Origin of the sequence: Bradyrhizobium sp. IC3123 (genome assembly GCF_020193625.1) — a bacterium.
In the GTDB taxonomy this organism is placed as follows: domain Bacteria; phylum Pseudomonadota; class Alphaproteobacteria; order Rhizobiales; family Xanthobacteraceae; genus Bradyrhizobium; species Bradyrhizobium yuanmingense.
In genome coordinates this window covers 634,580-649,280 of record NZ_JADYVF010000005.1, presented here as the reverse complement: position 1 = coordinate 649,280, position 14,701 = coordinate 634,580, and the positions used below count along the sequence as shown (strand labels likewise).

The following is a 14,701-nucleotide window of genomic DNA, read 5'->3' as shown; positions in this document are numbered from 1 at the left end:
TTCGCTCATGGCGACTGGGTTCGACGCGAAACCACTGGAGTCTTGAAGAACTCGCCAAGCTGATTGATCCTGTCGTGCAAGGATGGCTGAACTATTACGGACGGTTTTACCGGACGGAATGTGTCAACGTCCTTCGTCACGTAAACGACGCGCTCGCCCGCTGGACGAGGCGGAAATACAAGCGGTTGAAAGGCCGGAAAGTCGCCTCAGTATATTGGTTGGGACGGCTCGCACAGCGCGATCCGAACCTACTCTATTTGTGGCGAGTCGGCATTCGACCTGCGGCTGGAAGATAGAAGCCGGATGAATCGAGAGGTTCACGTCCGGTTTCGTGAGAGCCTCGGGGTGCAATTCCCCGGGGGCTACTCGACCGACCGTGACCCGCTTGAGGTCCTGGCTGCGCAACGCGCCGGCCTCGTGTGCCACCCGCAAGCTCTCGGCCAGCAACAGCTCCAGCTTGTCGCCGAGCCGCTTGCGCCAGTGGCTCAGGTCCGAGCGCTCCTGCGGGAATGCGTGCTGGAAGAACTCTTCGCCGGTAAAGTACTGGAAATATGGGTCGTGGACCCAGCGCTCGCACACCCCCCTCATCGGACAGCCCGTAAATGTGCTTGAGCAGCAACAGCCCGATCATGAAGCGGCTCGCGATCCCGGGCCGACCATTCTCGCTGTAGAGCGGCGCGATCTCGCCGTCGATCCAGTCCCAATCGACCTTGCCGGCGAGCTGAACCAGCTCGTGCTTCATATTGATGATTTGGTCCAGCCTGGCCCGGAACAGATCGCCCGATCCCGTCGTCCTGTGCTTCTTCGGTCGCATCGCCACCTCCGATGCGATGACGGAATCATGGTTGGCGATTCGACCGAATCCTGAAAATGAAATTGCAAGGTTCCGACGCCCGAAGCATCAAACCCCTGCAAACGCAAAACAGTCCACAACGACAAATGCGATTCTAGCTCAATCGCTTAGCCACTCTTCACGGACGACTACGGCCGGCGTGAAGTTCTCGGCATGGACATCGGTCCCTCGGAGGCCGAGACGTTCTGGACCGCGTTCTTGCTCAAGCTCGCTCGGCGCGGGCTTCGTGGCGTCAAGCTCGTGATCTCCGATGCGCATGAGGGCATCAAGGCCGCCGTCAGCAAGGTGCTCAACACCGCCTGGCAGCGCTGCCGCGTGGGATCGTTGAAAAAGTCCGAATTGACTGATTCCATTCTTGTCGGCGATTCGCGATCGGCGGAGCAAACGAGATGCTGGGGCGCAAGGAGCGGGATCAGCTTGAGCTCTTCATCACCGGCTCGCTCAAACAACTCGTCCCAGACGAGCACGTGCTGGCGCGGGTCGATCGTGTGCTCGACCTGACTTGGCTAAGGCAAGAGGTCACCGACTGTTACTGCGCGAATGACGGCCGGCCCGGCATCGATCCCGAAGCGGCGGTACGGCTGATGCTCGCCGGTCTGCTCAGCGGCATCGTGCACGATCGCAAGCTGATGCGTGAAGCTCAGGTCAACATCGCGATCCGCTGGTTTGTCGGTTATGGCCTGCATGAGCAACTACCGCACCATTCAAGCCTGACGCGCATTCGCCAGCGCTGGGGCGAAGAGCGGTTCCGTAGGATCTTCAAGCGCACGGTCGAGGCCTGCCTGAAGGCCAAGATCGCCACTGCGGAGGTGGTCCACATCGATGCGTCGCTGATCCGCGCCAATGTGAGTTGGGACAGCCTCACCGAGCAGCATGTGGTGGATGTCCTGAGCGAAAATCAAAACGAGGATGAAAGCGAGGCTGAGAAAACGGGCCGACAGAGTGGCAAGTACAAGAAGGTCTGCACGACCGACCCCGATGCGACGATGGCCACGAATGCCCGCAACCGGCGGCTGGAGCCCTCTTACAAGCAGCACACGGCCGTCGATGACAAGGTCGGAGTCATTTTGGACGTCGCGGTCACAACTGGACAAACGAACGAAGGCGAGATGATCGAGCCGCAAGTCGACGAGGTTGAAGCGATTACAGGCATTGACATCAAAACGGTCACCGCCGATGCCGGCTATGCCTACGCTAAAGTATACGGTGCTCTCGAACGGCGCGGCATCGATGCCCTGATCCCAGCTAAAGCTGAACCGATCAAGAGTCGCGTACCGCTCAGGCGCTTCCGGTACGACGCCAAGCACGACATCCTGAAGTGCCCGCGAGGACGTGTCTTGCGGCCCGCGCGACCCATCAAGCACGGCCGTTTCTTTTACTCAAAGGCAAAGGATTGTGCCCGGTGTCCGCTCAAGGGTGATTGCCTATCGAAGGGGCGAGTTAATAAGGCAGTTGTTGTAGGGAACGATTATCCGGCACTGCTCCGCGCCCGGCGCCGTCGCGAACGATGGAGCTGGCAGGATCGACGGCTCTATCAGCGTCATCGCTGGCGTTCAGAGGGCTTCCATGGCGAAGCCAAGACCTGGCATGGGCTGGCGCGCGCCATACGGCGTGGTCTACCGAACATGAAGATCCAGGCCTATCTGACGGCCGCCGCCATCAACCTCAAGCGGCTGGCAGCCGCTCTTGTTGCGCTTCTTTTGTGCTTGATCGCCTCCCTCGACGCGTCTCCGTCGGCATCGCGCGGAGTGCCGGGTTGATGTGAAGGCATGAATGGGCCGGTCGCTGCATCGAGCGGATTCGGTGAACCACTTGTTCAACGACGCCCGCGTCCACTTCATGCGCAACGTCCTGGCCCATGCCGGCAAGAGCGGAAGACGCGTCGTCTCCGCCTTCATCGCCACCGCCTTTGCCCAGGACGATGCCGAAGCGGCCAGGGCTCAGTGGCGCAAGGTCGCCGACCAGCTCCGTCCCAAACTGCCAAAGCTCGCCGCCTTCATGGATGAGGCCGAGCCAGACGTGCTCGCCTATATGAGCTTCCCGCCTCAGCACCGTGCCAAGCTGCATTCGACGGATGAGATGGACAAGCGATTTTTAAATGATCGCCCCGATGACTATGCGGAAATCGCGTCCATTCTTTTGTTCGGCCGCGGCGCGGGCCATTCTTCCGTCCCGGTCACCGATCTCGCAGCCGCCGCGCGCAGGGTCGGTCAAGGCTGGCCGCGTTTGCGGCCACCGCACGGCTTGGCCTTGACCGGCCCGAGCACGGCGGCATGCTGGCGTGGAACGGGACTGCATTCCTGGCTGGCACTGCCGTCAGCGGCGGTTATGGTTGTCCGGCGCGGGCGACCTCGTGGCGAAGCGTGACGCGTCGGCTGAAAGCGTCACCGGACTGCCTATTTTGTCCTGCCGAGCTGAGGCGCCCGCGCGCCAGGTTTTGGCCGCCGCGGTTTCCATTGCGACACCAATTGTTCGTAGTTTCGCTCCGCCTGGGCGGCAATCAACATCTCACGGTCGCGCAGCGCCTTGATGTTGTAGGCATAGGCTGGTCCGCAGCCGGCTGCCCTTCTGTTGCGGATGTCCAGCTTGAAGTTGCATTGCGCGGGTCTTGTTGGCGACCAGCGCCGGACGCGCCCACAGCTAATCTTCGCCCTTCGTCAACAAATGCCAGCAGAGCACCGTGAGCTTGCGAGCCACGGCCACCGCGGCGACCTGATGGCCACGCCGGGCGCGAATCCGCACGAAAAAAGCATGCAGTGGACCGGGCGCCTTGGCCGCGGCCCAGGCGGCCTCGACCAGCATGGCGCGCGCGTGACTGCGGCCGATCTTGCTGATGCGACCGTGATGGGCGGCTCCCAGTCCCGACTGCCGCACCCGCGGGTTCAGCCCGAAATAGCTCACCAGCTTCTGCGGGCTGTCGAACCGGCTGATGTCGCCGATCGCCGCCACGATGCCGGCGGCGACCGCCAGATTGACGCCGGTGATCGTCATCAATCTGTTGACCGCGAGGTCGTCGATGGCGTCCTGAGCGATCTCACGGTCGAGCAGAGCCAGGTCTTCCGCCAGCCGGTCAAGCTCACGGACATGCCGATCGATGGCCGCGCGCTCATCGTGCGGCAGCTGTTGGGCGGCCAACCACGCCCGGCCGCGGGCGTTGAAAAGATCGGCATGCGGGCACTTCGGGATTAGGTGCGCGTGCAGGATCGAATGCACCTCGTTCTTGAGCCGCGTGCGATGCCGCACGACCTGGTAGCGCCGCGCCACCAGCCGACGCTTGCGTTCGGTCTCCGCGTCAGGCGTCCAGATCTGCGGCAGGTACCCGGCCGCCTGCAGACTGGCGAGCGTGCCGGCATCGATCTTGTCGGTCTTAACGTGAGCCTGGGCGATCGCCTTCACCTGCAGCGGATTGGCGATAATCACCCGTGCCACGAACGGCGCCAGAACCCGCGACACCGCCATGCTGTTGGCAGTCGCTTCGAGCACCACCTCATCACTGGCCAGCAGGGTCTTGCCAAATCCCTCCAGCGCAGTCCGCGTCATATCGATGCGGCCCGCATGTCGGAGCCTGCCGTCCTCCCAAAACACCACCTCGCCGAAAGTTCGGTGGACGTCGATGCCAATCACCCGTCGCATTCGCACCTCCTGCCAGACATAATGACGGGAGCTGCGGGCGACACGACAACTACGGATTCGCGCTCCCAGCGCAACCGGGCGAGTCGCAGAGGCGGCCAGCTACTAACTCGAGCTCTCGGCTCATCGAATAACATCGGCCTGCCCGCACTTCGTGCTCCCGGTGCCTCTGTCCCGATGGTCGCACCATACGCCACGATGTAGAACACCGCAGCGGGAACGTTGGCACCGAGACATCTCATACCGGTTACCAATCCGATCGAGCGCCTCAACGGCGAGATCAAGCGGCGGACCGAGGTGGTTGGCATCTTCCCAAATGAAGACGCCATCGTTCGCCTGGTCGGCGCGATCCTTCTCGAGCAGAACGACGAGTGGGCGGTTCAGCGGGCCCGCTACATGACGCTGGAAACCATCGCGCCGTTGAGTAATGATCCAACCGTCAGCCTCCCGGCTATCGCCAGCTGACTAGTCCGGCTCTTGCCGGCGAACGCGGTATCCCACCGCCAGTTACACCACGCTCAGGGAGTACGTCATGCCAAGCTGATGATTGCTTGTGGGTGCAAGTCCCATCCGGCCAAAGCCGTAGCAGGCAAGCCGGGACCGAGTCTTGCGGGCGTCGCGGCAACGCTGGAGTCCGAAGTGTAGACAGGAGTCGTGCGGGGTGCGGGAATGAGCCTCGAAAGGTGGATGTTCGCGGAGGCCGAGTGTGTTCCCTAAGCACGAAGGCTGCATGAGCATCGTCGATACGCGAGACGATGCCGCTCCGTCGGGGTCGATGGCCGCATCACGCACGGAAGGCAATCATCGGAACATGAGAGGCCCGACCGGGTCCGCTGGATTGATCTCCAGCGGGGGACAGCGGCAAGGCACTGCCAGAGCCGTTGTCCGAGCTGAGGTCGGGAGTCGGACTGGTCCATACTACCTGTGAAGTCGTCGAAGGTAACGAGACGCATGGAGGGAAGGGACCAGCCCGAGGGGAGCCTGCGCGAGGAGGCCAAGGTCCGGACACAGAGCCGGGTTACCTTGCCGCCGAACCTCAAGCGGGTGAGCGCGGCAGCCAAGCAAGCTGTCCAAACCCGGTTCACGGCCCTGCTGCACCATGTCGATGACGACGCTCTTCTTCGGGCGTTTCGACGACAAAAGCGGCAGGCCAGCGCGGGGGTCGATGAGGTGACGGTGGCGAAGTACGAAGAGAGGCTGACGGATAACCTCCGCGACCTCTGCGGACGGGTCCACTCCGGTCGTTACCGGCCACAGCCGGTGCGGCGCGTCTACATCCCCAAAGCCGATGGCGGTAAGCGGCCTCTCGGCGTGCCGGCGCTAGAGGACAAGATTGTCCAAAGCGCGGTGGCCGAGGTGCTGAGCGCCGTCTACGAGGCCGACTTCCTCGGGTTCTCCTATGGCTTCCGGCCGGGGCGGAATCCTCACATGGTGCTTGATGCTCTGCATACGGCGATCATGAGCCAGCACGTGAACTGGGTGCTCGATGCCGACATACGCAGCTTCTTGGACGTGGCTTCATAATACCCCCTGGTTCATGCGGTTTGGTCGAAAAGGCCGGCTTGCGGGGCTAAGACCTTGATGCGGAGTCCTTTTTGCTTCCCGCGCACAACGTGCACGGCTTCGAGTTCGCCGCGCTTGACTCGCTGCAAGACGGTTTGGCGCGAGACCCCGAGCGCCCGCATAGCCTCGCGCATCGGCAGAAAGTCGTCGGACGTTTCACTGTTGAAGCGGGCCTTGAGTTCATCGGTCAGGCGAATGCGCCAGGGAGCGCCTGGCGTGAGCTGCTCGCCGGCGATAATGCCGTCGTTGAGCAAACGATGGATCGTCGAGGGAGCGACACCAAGCGCGGCGGCGGCTTGCTTGATGGTCAAAAGATCGGGCCGGCGGCTTGCGGTTTATCTTGGAAGCCTGGGATCTTCCAGTGCCGGCGTAAATTACCGACGCGGTTGCGGTCGAGCGGTGGCCGTAGGCCGTTGTGCGGCTCTGCCGGTTGAGGATGCCGGCGATCACGGCATCGGGATAATGCACTGCCAGTCGTCGCAGGAGCGCAACTGTATCCTCGTCGGTGCGGATCGTCGCTGGCCGCGATCGGGGCAGGCCGAGATCAATCTCGGTCAGCGCGCCGCCCTTCCAGCGCAGCGTCAAATGGGCGGCAAAGGCCTCGCGATCGACTTTGACGATGACCTCGTCGAGGAGCGTCCGCAGCAACTCTTTCCGGTCGCGCGGCGTCGTCGTGCTTGCGTTCCAGACGGAGACGAGATCAGGTCCGAGCGCGAGCAGGCGGTCACGCTCCTGTTGGCTGATCGTATGGGGGCGAGCAGCCTCACGACGCGCAAGATCGGCCTTGGCGGCCTCCAGCGCCTTCAGGCACGCTTCCCACTCTCGCTCGAGAACCGCGCGCGACGAGACGGTTATCGGGATCGACGGCGCGATAGCGCCGTTCTGCACGCCGGGCTTCGTAGCTGGCGCGTTCCGCGGCAAGTCGCCATTGCTTGAGCCCCGCCTCGCGATCCGCCTCAAGCCGTTCCGCGGCGGTGAGTGTCGCGGTCAGCTTTGCGGGTTCTAAGGCGGCGATGAACGCTTGGGTGATGGCGTGGTCGATTTGAACGCCGCCGATATTGAGGCAGTAGACGCCTCGGTTCTCGACCAGCACTTTGCCAGCACAGTAATAGCCTGGCGAAGCATTGCGTCCGCGATAGTGGGTGTGCAGGCGGCGGCCGCAATGGCCGCAACTGGCAAGACCTTGCAGGAGGGCGCCACCCTCTCTCACGGCACCGCCGCCCTTGTGCGGCTGAGGTCGCGTGTTCGCGGCGAGACGTTGCTGATTTGCTTCATAGGTCTGCCAATCGATGAAGCCTGGATGATGCTCGGGGATGAGAACCTGCCATTGGGAACGCGGCAAGAATCGAATCCGCTGCTTGCGCGCGCCAGTGCCATCGAGAATCGTCTCATGGCGCGTTTTGCCATAGACATAGGCGCCGGCATAGACGGGATTGGTCAAGACCTGGTGGATGGCGGTGTAACTGGCCTCGACCCAGCGGATCTCGGCGCGGGCGTGCAGCTGCAGCGGGAACGTGAGCCCCTCGGACCGAAACCAGAGCCAAACGCGACGTGCCGATCCCATCTCGGCAAAGCGCGCAAAAACATGGCGAATGGCGGTAACGACAGCCTCATCGGGATGGAAGCGGACCTCGCCATCAGTCTCGCCCCAGACGAAGCCGACCGGCAGACCGCGGCGCAGTTCGCCGCGCGCCGCCTTGTTGCGGATTCCACCGTTGAGGCGAGCCCGCAGCACGTGCAGTTCGGCTTCGCTCATCGTGCCTTTGAGCCCCAGCAAGAGACGGTCATTGAACATGGCCGGATGATAAATGCCGTCGGCATCGCCGATCAGCGTGTCGGTGAATCCGGCCAGATCAATCAGGCGGTACCATTCGGCGTTATTACGCGCGAGCCGCGAGACTTCGAGACCGAGCACCAGTCCGACGCGCGCGAGCGCCACTTCGGCGGTGAGGCGGGCAAAGCCCGAACGCGCCACCGTGCCCGAACCGGAGAGGCCAAGATCCTCGTCGATAACGATGATGCGGTCATCGGGCCAGCCGAGGTCGCGCGCTTTGCCGACAAGTGCATATTGCCGCTCGGTCGATTCGCGGTTGTGCTCGACCTGTGCGGCGCTGGATTGGCGCAGATAGACGACGGCCTGTCGAGAGAGATGAATTGACGTAATCTTGACGTGCTCATTCATCGCTTGCCTCCGTCGCCGGGCCGCTCTGAAGCAGGCGTGACATGAGGCGCGCCAGAAGCTCGATTGCCGCGATGCGGGCGGCTTCGTCGATTTGGTCCCACGCGACTGGCGCGCTTGGTGGAACCTCGGGCTGATCGAACAAGTCCAGGTTCAATTGCATGGCGGCTCTCCTTGCACGGCGCCGACTCGGCACCCCGGATGCAAAGAGCGTCGACCAGCTTGCGCAAGTGGAGCAAATCACCGAGCCTGCCGAGATCGTGGACAGCGTCATCGGCATCGATTGGCGGCGTGCCTCCAAGCGGCTCCACCTTCCAATCGGTCCAGCTCGCCGGAATCAACGACCGACTGCCATCCGGCAGAACCGTGAGGAGAAAGTGGATGCCGCGCCGCCTGATGGTACTGATGACGGCCAGCGTCCGACCTTCGAAAGCGTGACGCGTGCGCGTGATCGTTACCGAAGCCGGAATATCTTGGCGATGGGCAGTCTGTGGCCGCTTCCTTCGACTCGGTCGACCACGAGTGGCTGTTGCGGATGCTGGCGCACAGGATCGCCGATCCTCGCATCTTGCAGCTCATCGGGCTGTGGCTGCGAGCCGGCGTTCTTGAGAGCGGCGAGAAGCAAGAGACGGACAGGGGCACGCCGCAAGGGGCGGGCATCAGCCCGCTCCTGCCAACATCTTCCTGCACTACATCCTCGATCTCTGGACCCAGAAATGGCGTCATCGCCACGCACGCGGTCGTATCGTGATCGTGCGCTACGCGGACGACTTCGTCATGGGCTTCGAGAACAAGGCAGATGCGCGGGAAATGCTGTTGGCCCTCAAGGCGCGGCTGGCCAGCTTCGGCCTGACGCTCCATGAGGACAAGACGCGGCTGATCGAGTTTGGCCGGTTCGCGGCCCTCTCGCGTCAGCGGCGGGGCGAGCGGCGGCCAGAGACCTTCGCCTTCCTCGGCTTCACCCACTACTGCGGGCGGACCCGAGATGGCCGGTTCATCGTGAGGCACAAGACGGAAGGGAAACGCCTGACGCGCAAGCTGACGGCGTTGCGCCAGGAGGCCTGGCGGCTCATGCACGCGCCACTGGCCACGCAGCACGAGTAGTTCGCCGCCGTTCTGCGCGGGCACTATGGCTATTATGGCAGGCCGCACAATTATCCAGCGCTCAACGGCTTCTACCGCGAAGTGCGTCGGACCTGGCTGCGTTGTCTGAGACGGCGTAGCCAGAAAAGTCGGCGCATGGGCTGGCCGGAGTTCGAGACCCTGACGGCACGCTTCCGCCTGCCAACTCCACGCATCACTCGCACATGGGCGCAGGCGCGGATATGACGCGGGTTACCCTCGGGAAGAGCCGGGTGCGGGAAAGCCGCCTGCCCGGATCTGTGAGGGCAAAGCCAAATGGCCGAGCTACTCGACCACGATCCCGCGACCCGGCCCCAGAGCGCGTGATCTACACATGTGACGGTTTGAGTCGCACGGAACGGACCGTCTTCAGTGATCTATTCGTTGGCTTCTCCCCTTTAGCAGTCCCGGATTTCGCATTTTCGTGATCACGGGCGCCTCCGGTGGCATCGATGGGCGGTGATTCTGACAAACGCGGCTAAATCAGCAGATCCAAGTTCAAACCAGCGCGCACACTTGTGCCCCGTTCCCCCAGAGAACGCCGCAACGAAATCGCAACGAATTGGGTGAAACGACCGTGAACAAAACGGGACGGTAACCGCTGCCACCTCGATAAAAATCAATAACTTAGAAGATATTCACTGCGTTCGGGACGCAGGGGTCGCAGGTTCGAATCCTGCCACTCCGACCATTCTTCCAAAAGTCGACGTTTTCCAGAGTCTTGGCAGCCCGGCTGCCGGCGCCTCAGGACGCCTTTTGCAACGATTTCGGGATTGGGTCCACGGCCGATTTGGCGGGGCAGGGTGGCCTGTCGCGGTAGCATGGCTTGCCAGAAGCGAGCGCCGGCGGTTCCGACTTGCGGAGCTAGGTCAGGGGCCTACCGCCGCGCCATCAGCACACCCACCAAAAACGCCACCATCAGCGCCGGGCCGTGGTGCCTCGCCGGTTGCCCTCCAGTCATCCCGACGGCTAGATGAGTCCCAAGCTGATCGCGCGCCCGAGGCGCGATCGGCCAATAACAAAAACAGGGCTGGAAATCATGAACAATAAAATCATCGCGCTCGCTACGGCTTTTGGCTTCGCGGCCTGCGGGTCGGCATGGGCCGCGTGGCCCGACGACAAGCCGATCGAAGTCGTCGTCGGCTTTGCGCCCGGCGGCGGCACCGATGTCATGGCGCGCAAGCTCCTTCCCTTTGTCGAGCGTGTGCTGGGCGGCAAGGCGAAGTTCGTCGTCCTGAACAAGCCCGGCGCCGGCGGAGAGATCGCGTTTGCGTCGATCGCGCGCGCGGCGCCCGAGGGCTATTCGATCGGTGTCGTCAACGTGCCAGGCTACAACTTCCTGCCAATGACCCGCAAAACCCAATACACCACGGATGAAATCCGGCTGGTCGCTCGCGTCGTCGAAGATCCGAATGTCATGGTGGTGCCTGCCGATAGCAGATTCAGCAATCTGCCGGATGTCGTTGCCGCACTGCGCAGCAAGCCGGGCTCGGTGACCTTCGGTCACAATGGTGCCGGCACGAACGGTCATCTGGCCATTCGCATGCTTGCGGCAGCCGCGAAAGTCGAGCCCAACGAGATCTCCTACAGAGGAACGGCCGCACAGCGGACCGATCTCCTGGGCGGGCATCTGGACGTCGGCATGGTCACCCTCAGCGAGATCCCCGAATTGCATGGCACCAACAAGGGGCCACTTCGTGTCATCGCGATCCTGTCGAAGAAGCGCTTTCCATCGCTGCCGGGCGTTCCGACGGCAGAGGAGGCGGGCTTTCCGGTCATGACGACGGCGGAACGCGGCTTCGCGGTCCCCAAGGGCGTTCCGGACGACATCGTCAAGAAGCTGGAAGCCGGGATCGCCGAGGGCCTGCGTAGTCCAGAGTACCTGACGGGTTCGCCCGGCGACGAGCCGGTGATCGCCTTCCTGCCTGGCGCGGAGTGGCAGAAACGCCTCGACGACATGTCCGAAGCCCTGCGTCCTTTTGCCGAGCAGATGCGGGCAAGCGAACAGAAGTGATTGATCCTGCTCTGGCAGGCGGTTGCTAAGACTATTCGTCATGCTTCGGGCCGCTGCAAATCAAGGTCTCGATGGCCGCGCCGCCTCATGTTTGCCACCCTCCAACGCAAACGGCGCGGCCGTGATCGACCGCGCCGCTGTGATCTTCTGATGTGAAGGGCCTAATCTTCGTAGGGTGCGTAGGCTGATGCGCCCCAGCGAGGCCCGTCATAGCCGTATCCCGGGCCCCAATAACCGTAGGTGTTGGCAGGGTGCCAACTGCCGATGCGCTGGCATTGGCCGATGCCGGCCATCAACTGGCCGCCGCTCATGGCGGGCCCGGCGGCGCCGACTGCTTCTCCAGCCGGTGGGGTGCACGGGCCGGGACCGCGTCCCGCAGCGAGGCTGGGGCTTACAGTTGCGAGCGGCAAAATCGCGGCCAGAGTTGCGGCGACGCTCACGAGTTTCGTACGTGTCATGGTTGTCTCCATGTTCGAGGCTTAACGGGGGACCAATCCCTCCTGCCGCGAGACGTTCCGCGCGGAACGGTCGCGTTTTCGCGAGCAAAAAAGGTTTCCTCGGGTTTCACGGAACGCCGCGATTTCCATTGACGTGAGCGCGTCATCGCGAGCGCGCATCATCTGCGAGCGACCAGCACACCGACCAGAAAGGCCACCAGCAGCGACGGCAGCGGGGCGTCGCGCACCATGCCGCGGACGACGTCTTGCCAGTGCTGCTCCGGCACCAGTCTCGGCGATCGCACGTTGGGCGCGGGCTGGATACCCCAGTGTGATGCGAGCTCGGCGACCTCGCTTTGCGCGAGGCGCACGCCGTCGCGGACGCGATAGATCGCGGCCTCGGACCGCTCACGCGGTGCGAGCAGCATCAAGGTCTCGACCGCGGTGCGCAGCGTCATCTCGCCGTAGCCTTGCAGCCTGACCTGCTCCTCGGGATCGGACGTCATGCAAAATCCCTCACAGCGTCAAATTCTTCACAATGAGAAATGGCGCGCGATGGTGAAGGCCGCCGCCGTGCACAGAACCAGCGTGGGCCCGGCCACGTCGCGCGCGAGATCGGCGCGCGCCAGGTGCCTGCTCATGGTCTTGCTCCATGCTTTGCATGGAAATGGCCGCCGCCGCGCTTGGTTCCCTGCGTCGGCGCGGATCGGCAGGCCGACTATTTCCGCAGCAGCTCGCTCAAGGCCGCCGTCGCTTCGGCGCAGCGGATGTCGTCGATCTCCCGCGACAGGCTGAGCGCGCTCGATCTCAGCTCCTCGAGCTTCCAGCTGTCCGGATGCTGGTTTTCGAGCTGACCGAGACGCTTGTTCAGGTCGTCCAGTCTCGATTGAAGCTGCCCGATGCTGGCGGCCCCATTCACTTTCCAAACGCGTTGTGCGCGCATCGTCGTTCCCCTGATAGTCTCACGGCCTTGTGAGAGCGGTTCATGGCCGGAATGGGAGTTTGTTTTGTCCGGCTTCAGACGGCGGGGAACCGTTGCAGATCGGCAACGAAGTTCCTGTTTGGTGCTCACCCAGCGCCGCACGATGATACCCGCAGGCCCGGAATTTGATTGTGCCCTCAGTACGGGGCGCCGAGGCGGCCTGTGCGCGCGGTGATAGGCTCGGGCCGGGCGCACTCGAAAAAGATGAGGAACGACGCGTGACGAGAATTGTGACCATTGCAGCCGGCCAGCTCGGACCGATCGCGAGGAGCGAGTCGAGGTCCGCGGTGGTGGGGCGACTGATGGCGTTGATGCGCGAGGCGCGGGCCTGCGGCTGCGACCTGATCGTCTATCCCGAGCTGGCGCTGACCACGTTCTTTCCGCGCTGGTACTTCGAGGACCAGGCCGAGATCGACAGCTTCTTCGAGCGCGAGATGCCGGGTGCCGAGACACAGGCGCTGTTCGATCTCGCCCGCCAGCTCGGCATCGGCTTCTGCCTCGGCTATGCCGAACTGACGCTCGAGGTCGGGATTGTCAGGCGCTACAACACGTCCATCCTCGTCGACAAGAGCGGCGCGATCGTCCTGAAATATCGCAAGGTGCATCTGCCCGGCCATGCCGAGCACGAACCGTGGCGCGAATTCCAGCATCTGGAGAAGCGCTATTTCGAGCCCGGCAGCGGCTTCGGCGTGGTCGATGCCTTCGGCGGCGTGATCGGCATGGCGATCTGCAACGACCGCCGCTGGAGCGAGACCTATCGCGTGATGGGCCTGCAGGGCGTCGAGATGGTGCTGATCGGCTACAACACGCCCGTGCACAATCCGCCCGCGCCGGAGCATGACGATCTCTCGCTGTTCCACAATCATCTGGTGATGCAGGCCGGCGCCTATCAGAACGGCACATTCGTGGTCGGGGTCGCCAAGGCCGGTGTGGAGGAGGGCGTCGACCACATCGGAGGCAGCTGCATCATCGCGCCCTCGGGCGAGATCATTGCGGCCTGCACGACAAAGGGCGACGAGATCGCGCTGGCGCGCTGCGATCTCGATCTCTGCAGTTCCTACAAGCGCACCACCTTCAATTTCGACGTGCACCGCCAGCCGCGCGCCTACGGCATGATCGTCGAGCGGAAGGGCGTGACGATCATGGCGGATGGGACGCCGGTGCCGCGGAGGGGGTGACGCTCTCTCCTTCGTCATTGATTCTCTTCACGACCACGTGTGTTTATTCGGAAACGTTCATTCCCTATTATCCCGCAATGCAAAAGACCGCCCGCCGCTCCCGACCTGCCGCCCGTCTGCCCGGCCGTCCCCGGGAATTCGACATGGACACCGCGCTCGACCGCGCCGTGCGCGTGTTTCGTGAGCGCGGCTATCATGCCACCTCGATCGGGGACCTCACTGCGGCGATGCGGCTCGCGACGGGAAGCATCTACAAGGCGTTTCGCGACAAGCATGCGGTGTTTCTCGCCGCCTTCGAGCGCTACACGGCCCTGCGCCAGCAGCAGACCCGCAGCGCGGCGGCGCGTGGTGCAAACGGCCGCGAGCAAATCCGCAACGTGCTGCTGTCCTATGTCGAGCATTCCCGGGGCAGCGAGGGGCGGCGCGGCTGCCTCGTGGTCGGCAGCGCGGTCGAACTGTCCGCGCTCGATCCGGTCGTGGGCGCCCGCGTCAGCACACAGCTCGCGAGCAACGAGAGCTTCATCGCCGGCCTCATCCGCGCCGGACAGGCCGATGGCTCGATCCCCCGCCATGTCGTAGCCGACGACACCGCGCGGCTGATGCTCTGCATCACGCAGGGAATGCGCGTCGTCGGCAAGGCGCGTCTGCCGCTCGACGCAGAGCGTCTCGTCGGCGCCGCAATGAAGCTGCTCGCCTGAATTTTTTGTCAGAATAGGGAATGACCATTCCCTATCCCTTACCTA

At 63.3% G+C, this 14,701-nt stretch carries 13 protein-coding genes and 5 pseudogenes; 10 read left to right on the top strand and 8 right to left on the bottom strand.

What is annotated here, in order from left to right; all coding sequences use genetic code 11:
* The first annotated feature begins 74 nt into the window (after positions 1 to 74).
* Positions 75 to 296 carry a group II intron maturase-specific domain-containing protein gene (locus tag I6F20_RS38385; RefSeq protein ID WP_518513063.1) on the top strand — a complete coding sequence of 74 codons (222 nt, stop codon included), beginning with the start codon at positions 75 to 77 and terminating at the stop codon, positions 294 to 296.
* A 72-nt stretch (positions 297 to 368) separates the two neighbouring features.
* On the opposite strand, the pseudogene I6F20_RS20600 reads toward I6F20_RS38385, so the two are convergent.
* Positions 369 to 814: pseudogene (locus I6F20_RS20600) on the bottom strand (transposase); the annotation flags it as partial.
* 171 nt (positions 815 to 985) lie between these two features.
* Here I6F20_RS20600 and I6F20_RS20595 point away from each other — a divergent pair.
* The 3 genes and pseudogenes from I6F20_RS20595 to I6F20_RS20585 all read left to right on the top strand — a co-directional run.
* Positions 986 to 1,171, top strand: a pseudogene (locus I6F20_RS20595) (transposase); the annotation flags it as partial.
* Positions 1,172 to 1,242: 71 nt separating this feature from the next.
* The gene (locus I6F20_RS20590; protein ID WP_225127598.1) at positions 1,243 to 2,613 is read left to right on the top strand and encodes a transposase; all 1,371 of its coding nucleotides are present in this window, start codon (positions 1,243 to 1,245) and stop codon (positions 2,611 to 2,613) included.
* A 64-nt stretch (positions 2,614 to 2,677) separates the two neighbouring features.
* Positions 2,678 to 2,941: pseudogene (locus tag I6F20_RS20585) on the top strand (transposase); the annotation flags it as partial.
* Between the two features lie 308 nt (positions 2,942 to 3,249).
* Here the strand turns inward: I6F20_RS20585 and I6F20_RS20580 are convergent.
* Positions 3,250 to 4,468, bottom strand: a pseudogene (locus I6F20_RS20580) (IS110 family RNA-guided transposase).
* Positions 4,469 to 4,732: 264 nt separating this feature from the next.
* Here I6F20_RS20580 and I6F20_RS20575 point away from each other — a divergent pair.
* A pseudogene (locus tag I6F20_RS20575) lies at positions 4,733 to 4,948 on the top strand (transposase); the annotation flags it as partial.
* A 486-nt stretch (positions 4,949 to 5,434) separates the two neighbouring features.
* Positions 5,435 to 6,007: a reverse transcriptase domain-containing protein gene (locus tag I6F20_RS20570; protein WP_225127597.1), complete on the top strand. Its 573-nt coding sequence runs from the start codon at positions 5,435 to 5,437 to the stop codon at positions 6,005 to 6,007.
* Positions 6,008 to 6,018: 11 nt separating this feature from the next.
* On the opposite strand, the gene I6F20_RS20565 is transcribed toward I6F20_RS20570, so the two are convergent.
* The 3 genes from I6F20_RS20565 to I6F20_RS20555 form a co-directional block, all read right to left on the bottom strand.
* Positions 6,019 to 6,357 (bottom strand): helix-turn-helix domain-containing protein, encoded by a 339-nt coding sequence (locus I6F20_RS20565; protein WP_225127596.1) that lies wholly within the window; start codon positions 6,355 to 6,357, stop codon positions 6,019 to 6,021.
* A gap of 452 nt (positions 6,358 to 6,809) precedes the next feature.
* Positions 6,810 to 8,228 carry a recombinase family protein gene (locus I6F20_RS20560; protein WP_225127595.1) on the bottom strand — a complete coding sequence of 473 codons (1,419 nt, stop codon included), beginning with the start codon at positions 8,226 to 8,228 and terminating at the stop codon, positions 6,810 to 6,812.
* Positions 8,221 to 8,388 (bottom strand): hypothetical protein, encoded by a 168-nt coding sequence (locus tag I6F20_RS20555; protein WP_225127594.1) that lies wholly within the window; start codon positions 8,386 to 8,388, stop codon positions 8,221 to 8,223. Before I6F20_RS20555 ends, I6F20_RS20560 begins: the two co-directional genes overlap by 8 nt.
* Positions 8,389 to 8,903: 515 nt before the next feature.
* Here I6F20_RS20555 and I6F20_RS20550 point away from each other — a divergent pair.
* On the top strand, positions 8,904 to 9,329 hold the full coding sequence (locus I6F20_RS20550) for a reverse transcriptase domain-containing protein (RefSeq protein ID WP_225127609.1): 426 nt from the start codon (positions 8,904 to 8,906) through the stop codon (positions 9,327 to 9,329).
* A 991-nt stretch (positions 9,330 to 10,320) separates the two neighbouring features.
* The gene (locus I6F20_RS20545; RefSeq protein WP_225127593.1) at positions 10,321 to 11,361 is read left to right on the top strand and encodes a tripartite tricarboxylate transporter substrate binding protein; all 1,041 of its coding nucleotides are present in this window, start codon (positions 10,321 to 10,323) and stop codon (positions 11,359 to 11,361) included.
* Positions 11,362 to 11,522: 161 nt separating this feature from the next.
* Here the strand turns inward: I6F20_RS20545 and I6F20_RS20540 are convergent, their stop codons facing one another.
* The 3 genes from I6F20_RS20540 to I6F20_RS20530 all read right to left on the bottom strand — a co-directional run bounded on the left by I6F20_RS20540 (position 11,523) and on the right by I6F20_RS20530 (position 12,870).
* The gene (locus I6F20_RS20540) at positions 11,523 to 11,819 is read right to left on the bottom strand and encodes a hypothetical protein (RefSeq protein ID WP_100213453.1); all 297 of its coding nucleotides are present in this window, start codon (positions 11,817 to 11,819) and stop codon (positions 11,523 to 11,525) included.
* Positions 11,820 to 11,977: 158 nt separating this feature from the next.
* Positions 11,978 to 12,304: a hypothetical protein gene (locus I6F20_RS20535; protein WP_036003836.1), complete on the bottom strand. Its 327-nt coding sequence runs from the start codon at positions 12,302 to 12,304 to the stop codon at positions 11,978 to 11,980.
* 212 nt (positions 12,305 to 12,516) lie between these two features.
* Positions 12,517 to 12,870, bottom strand: coding sequence for a hypothetical protein (locus I6F20_RS20530; RefSeq protein ID WP_225112605.1), 354 nt, complete (start codon positions 12,868 to 12,870; stop codon positions 12,517 to 12,519).
* 128 nt (positions 12,871 to 12,998) lie between these two features.
* Here I6F20_RS20530 and I6F20_RS20525 point away from each other — a divergent pair, with 128 nt between their 5' ends.
* Positions 12,999 to 13,958, top strand: a complete 960-nt coding sequence (locus tag I6F20_RS20525; RefSeq protein ID WP_225127592.1) for an N-carbamoyl-D-amino-acid hydrolase — start codon at positions 12,999 to 13,001, stop codon at positions 13,956 to 13,958.
* 77 nt (positions 13,959 to 14,035) lie between these two features.
* The gene (locus tag I6F20_RS20520; protein ID WP_036003843.1) at positions 14,036 to 14,656 is read left to right on the top strand and encodes a TetR/AcrR family transcriptional regulator; all 621 of its coding nucleotides are present in this window, start codon (positions 14,036 to 14,038) and stop codon (positions 14,654 to 14,656) included.
* Positions 14,657 to 14,701: the final 45 nt, after the last annotated feature.

Excerpts from the sequence above, each read along its gene's own strand:
- I6F20_RS20545 (WP_225127593.1), top strand. The coding sequence starts at position 10,321 with ATGAGTCCCAAGCTGATCGCGCGCCCGAGGCGCGATCGGCCAATAACA.
- I6F20_RS20555 (WP_225127594.1), bottom strand. The coding sequence starts at position 8,388 with ATGCAATTGAACCTGGACTTGTTCGATCAGCCCGAGGTTCCACCAAGC.
- I6F20_RS20535 (WP_036003836.1), bottom strand. The coding sequence starts at position 12,304 with ATGACGTCCGATCCCGAGGAGCAGGTCAGGCTGCAAGGCTACGGCGAG.
- I6F20_RS20540 (WP_100213453.1), bottom strand. The coding sequence starts at position 11,819 with ATGACACGTACGAAACTCGTGAGCGTCGCCGCAACTCTGGCCGCGATT.
- I6F20_RS20590 (WP_225127598.1), top strand. The coding sequence starts at position 1,243 with ATGCTGGGGCGCAAGGAGCGGGATCAGCTTGAGCTCTTCATCACCGGC.
- I6F20_RS20560 (WP_225127595.1), bottom strand. The coding sequence starts at position 8,228 with ATGAATGAGCACGTCAAGATTACGTCAATTCATCTCTCTCGACAGGCC.
- I6F20_RS20520 (WP_036003843.1), top strand. The coding sequence starts at position 14,036 with ATGCAAAAGACCGCCCGCCGCTCCCGACCTGCCGCCCGTCTGCCCGGC.
- I6F20_RS20570 (WP_225127597.1), top strand. The coding sequence starts at position 5,435 with ATGGAGGGAAGGGACCAGCCCGAGGGGAGCCTGCGCGAGGAGGCCAAG.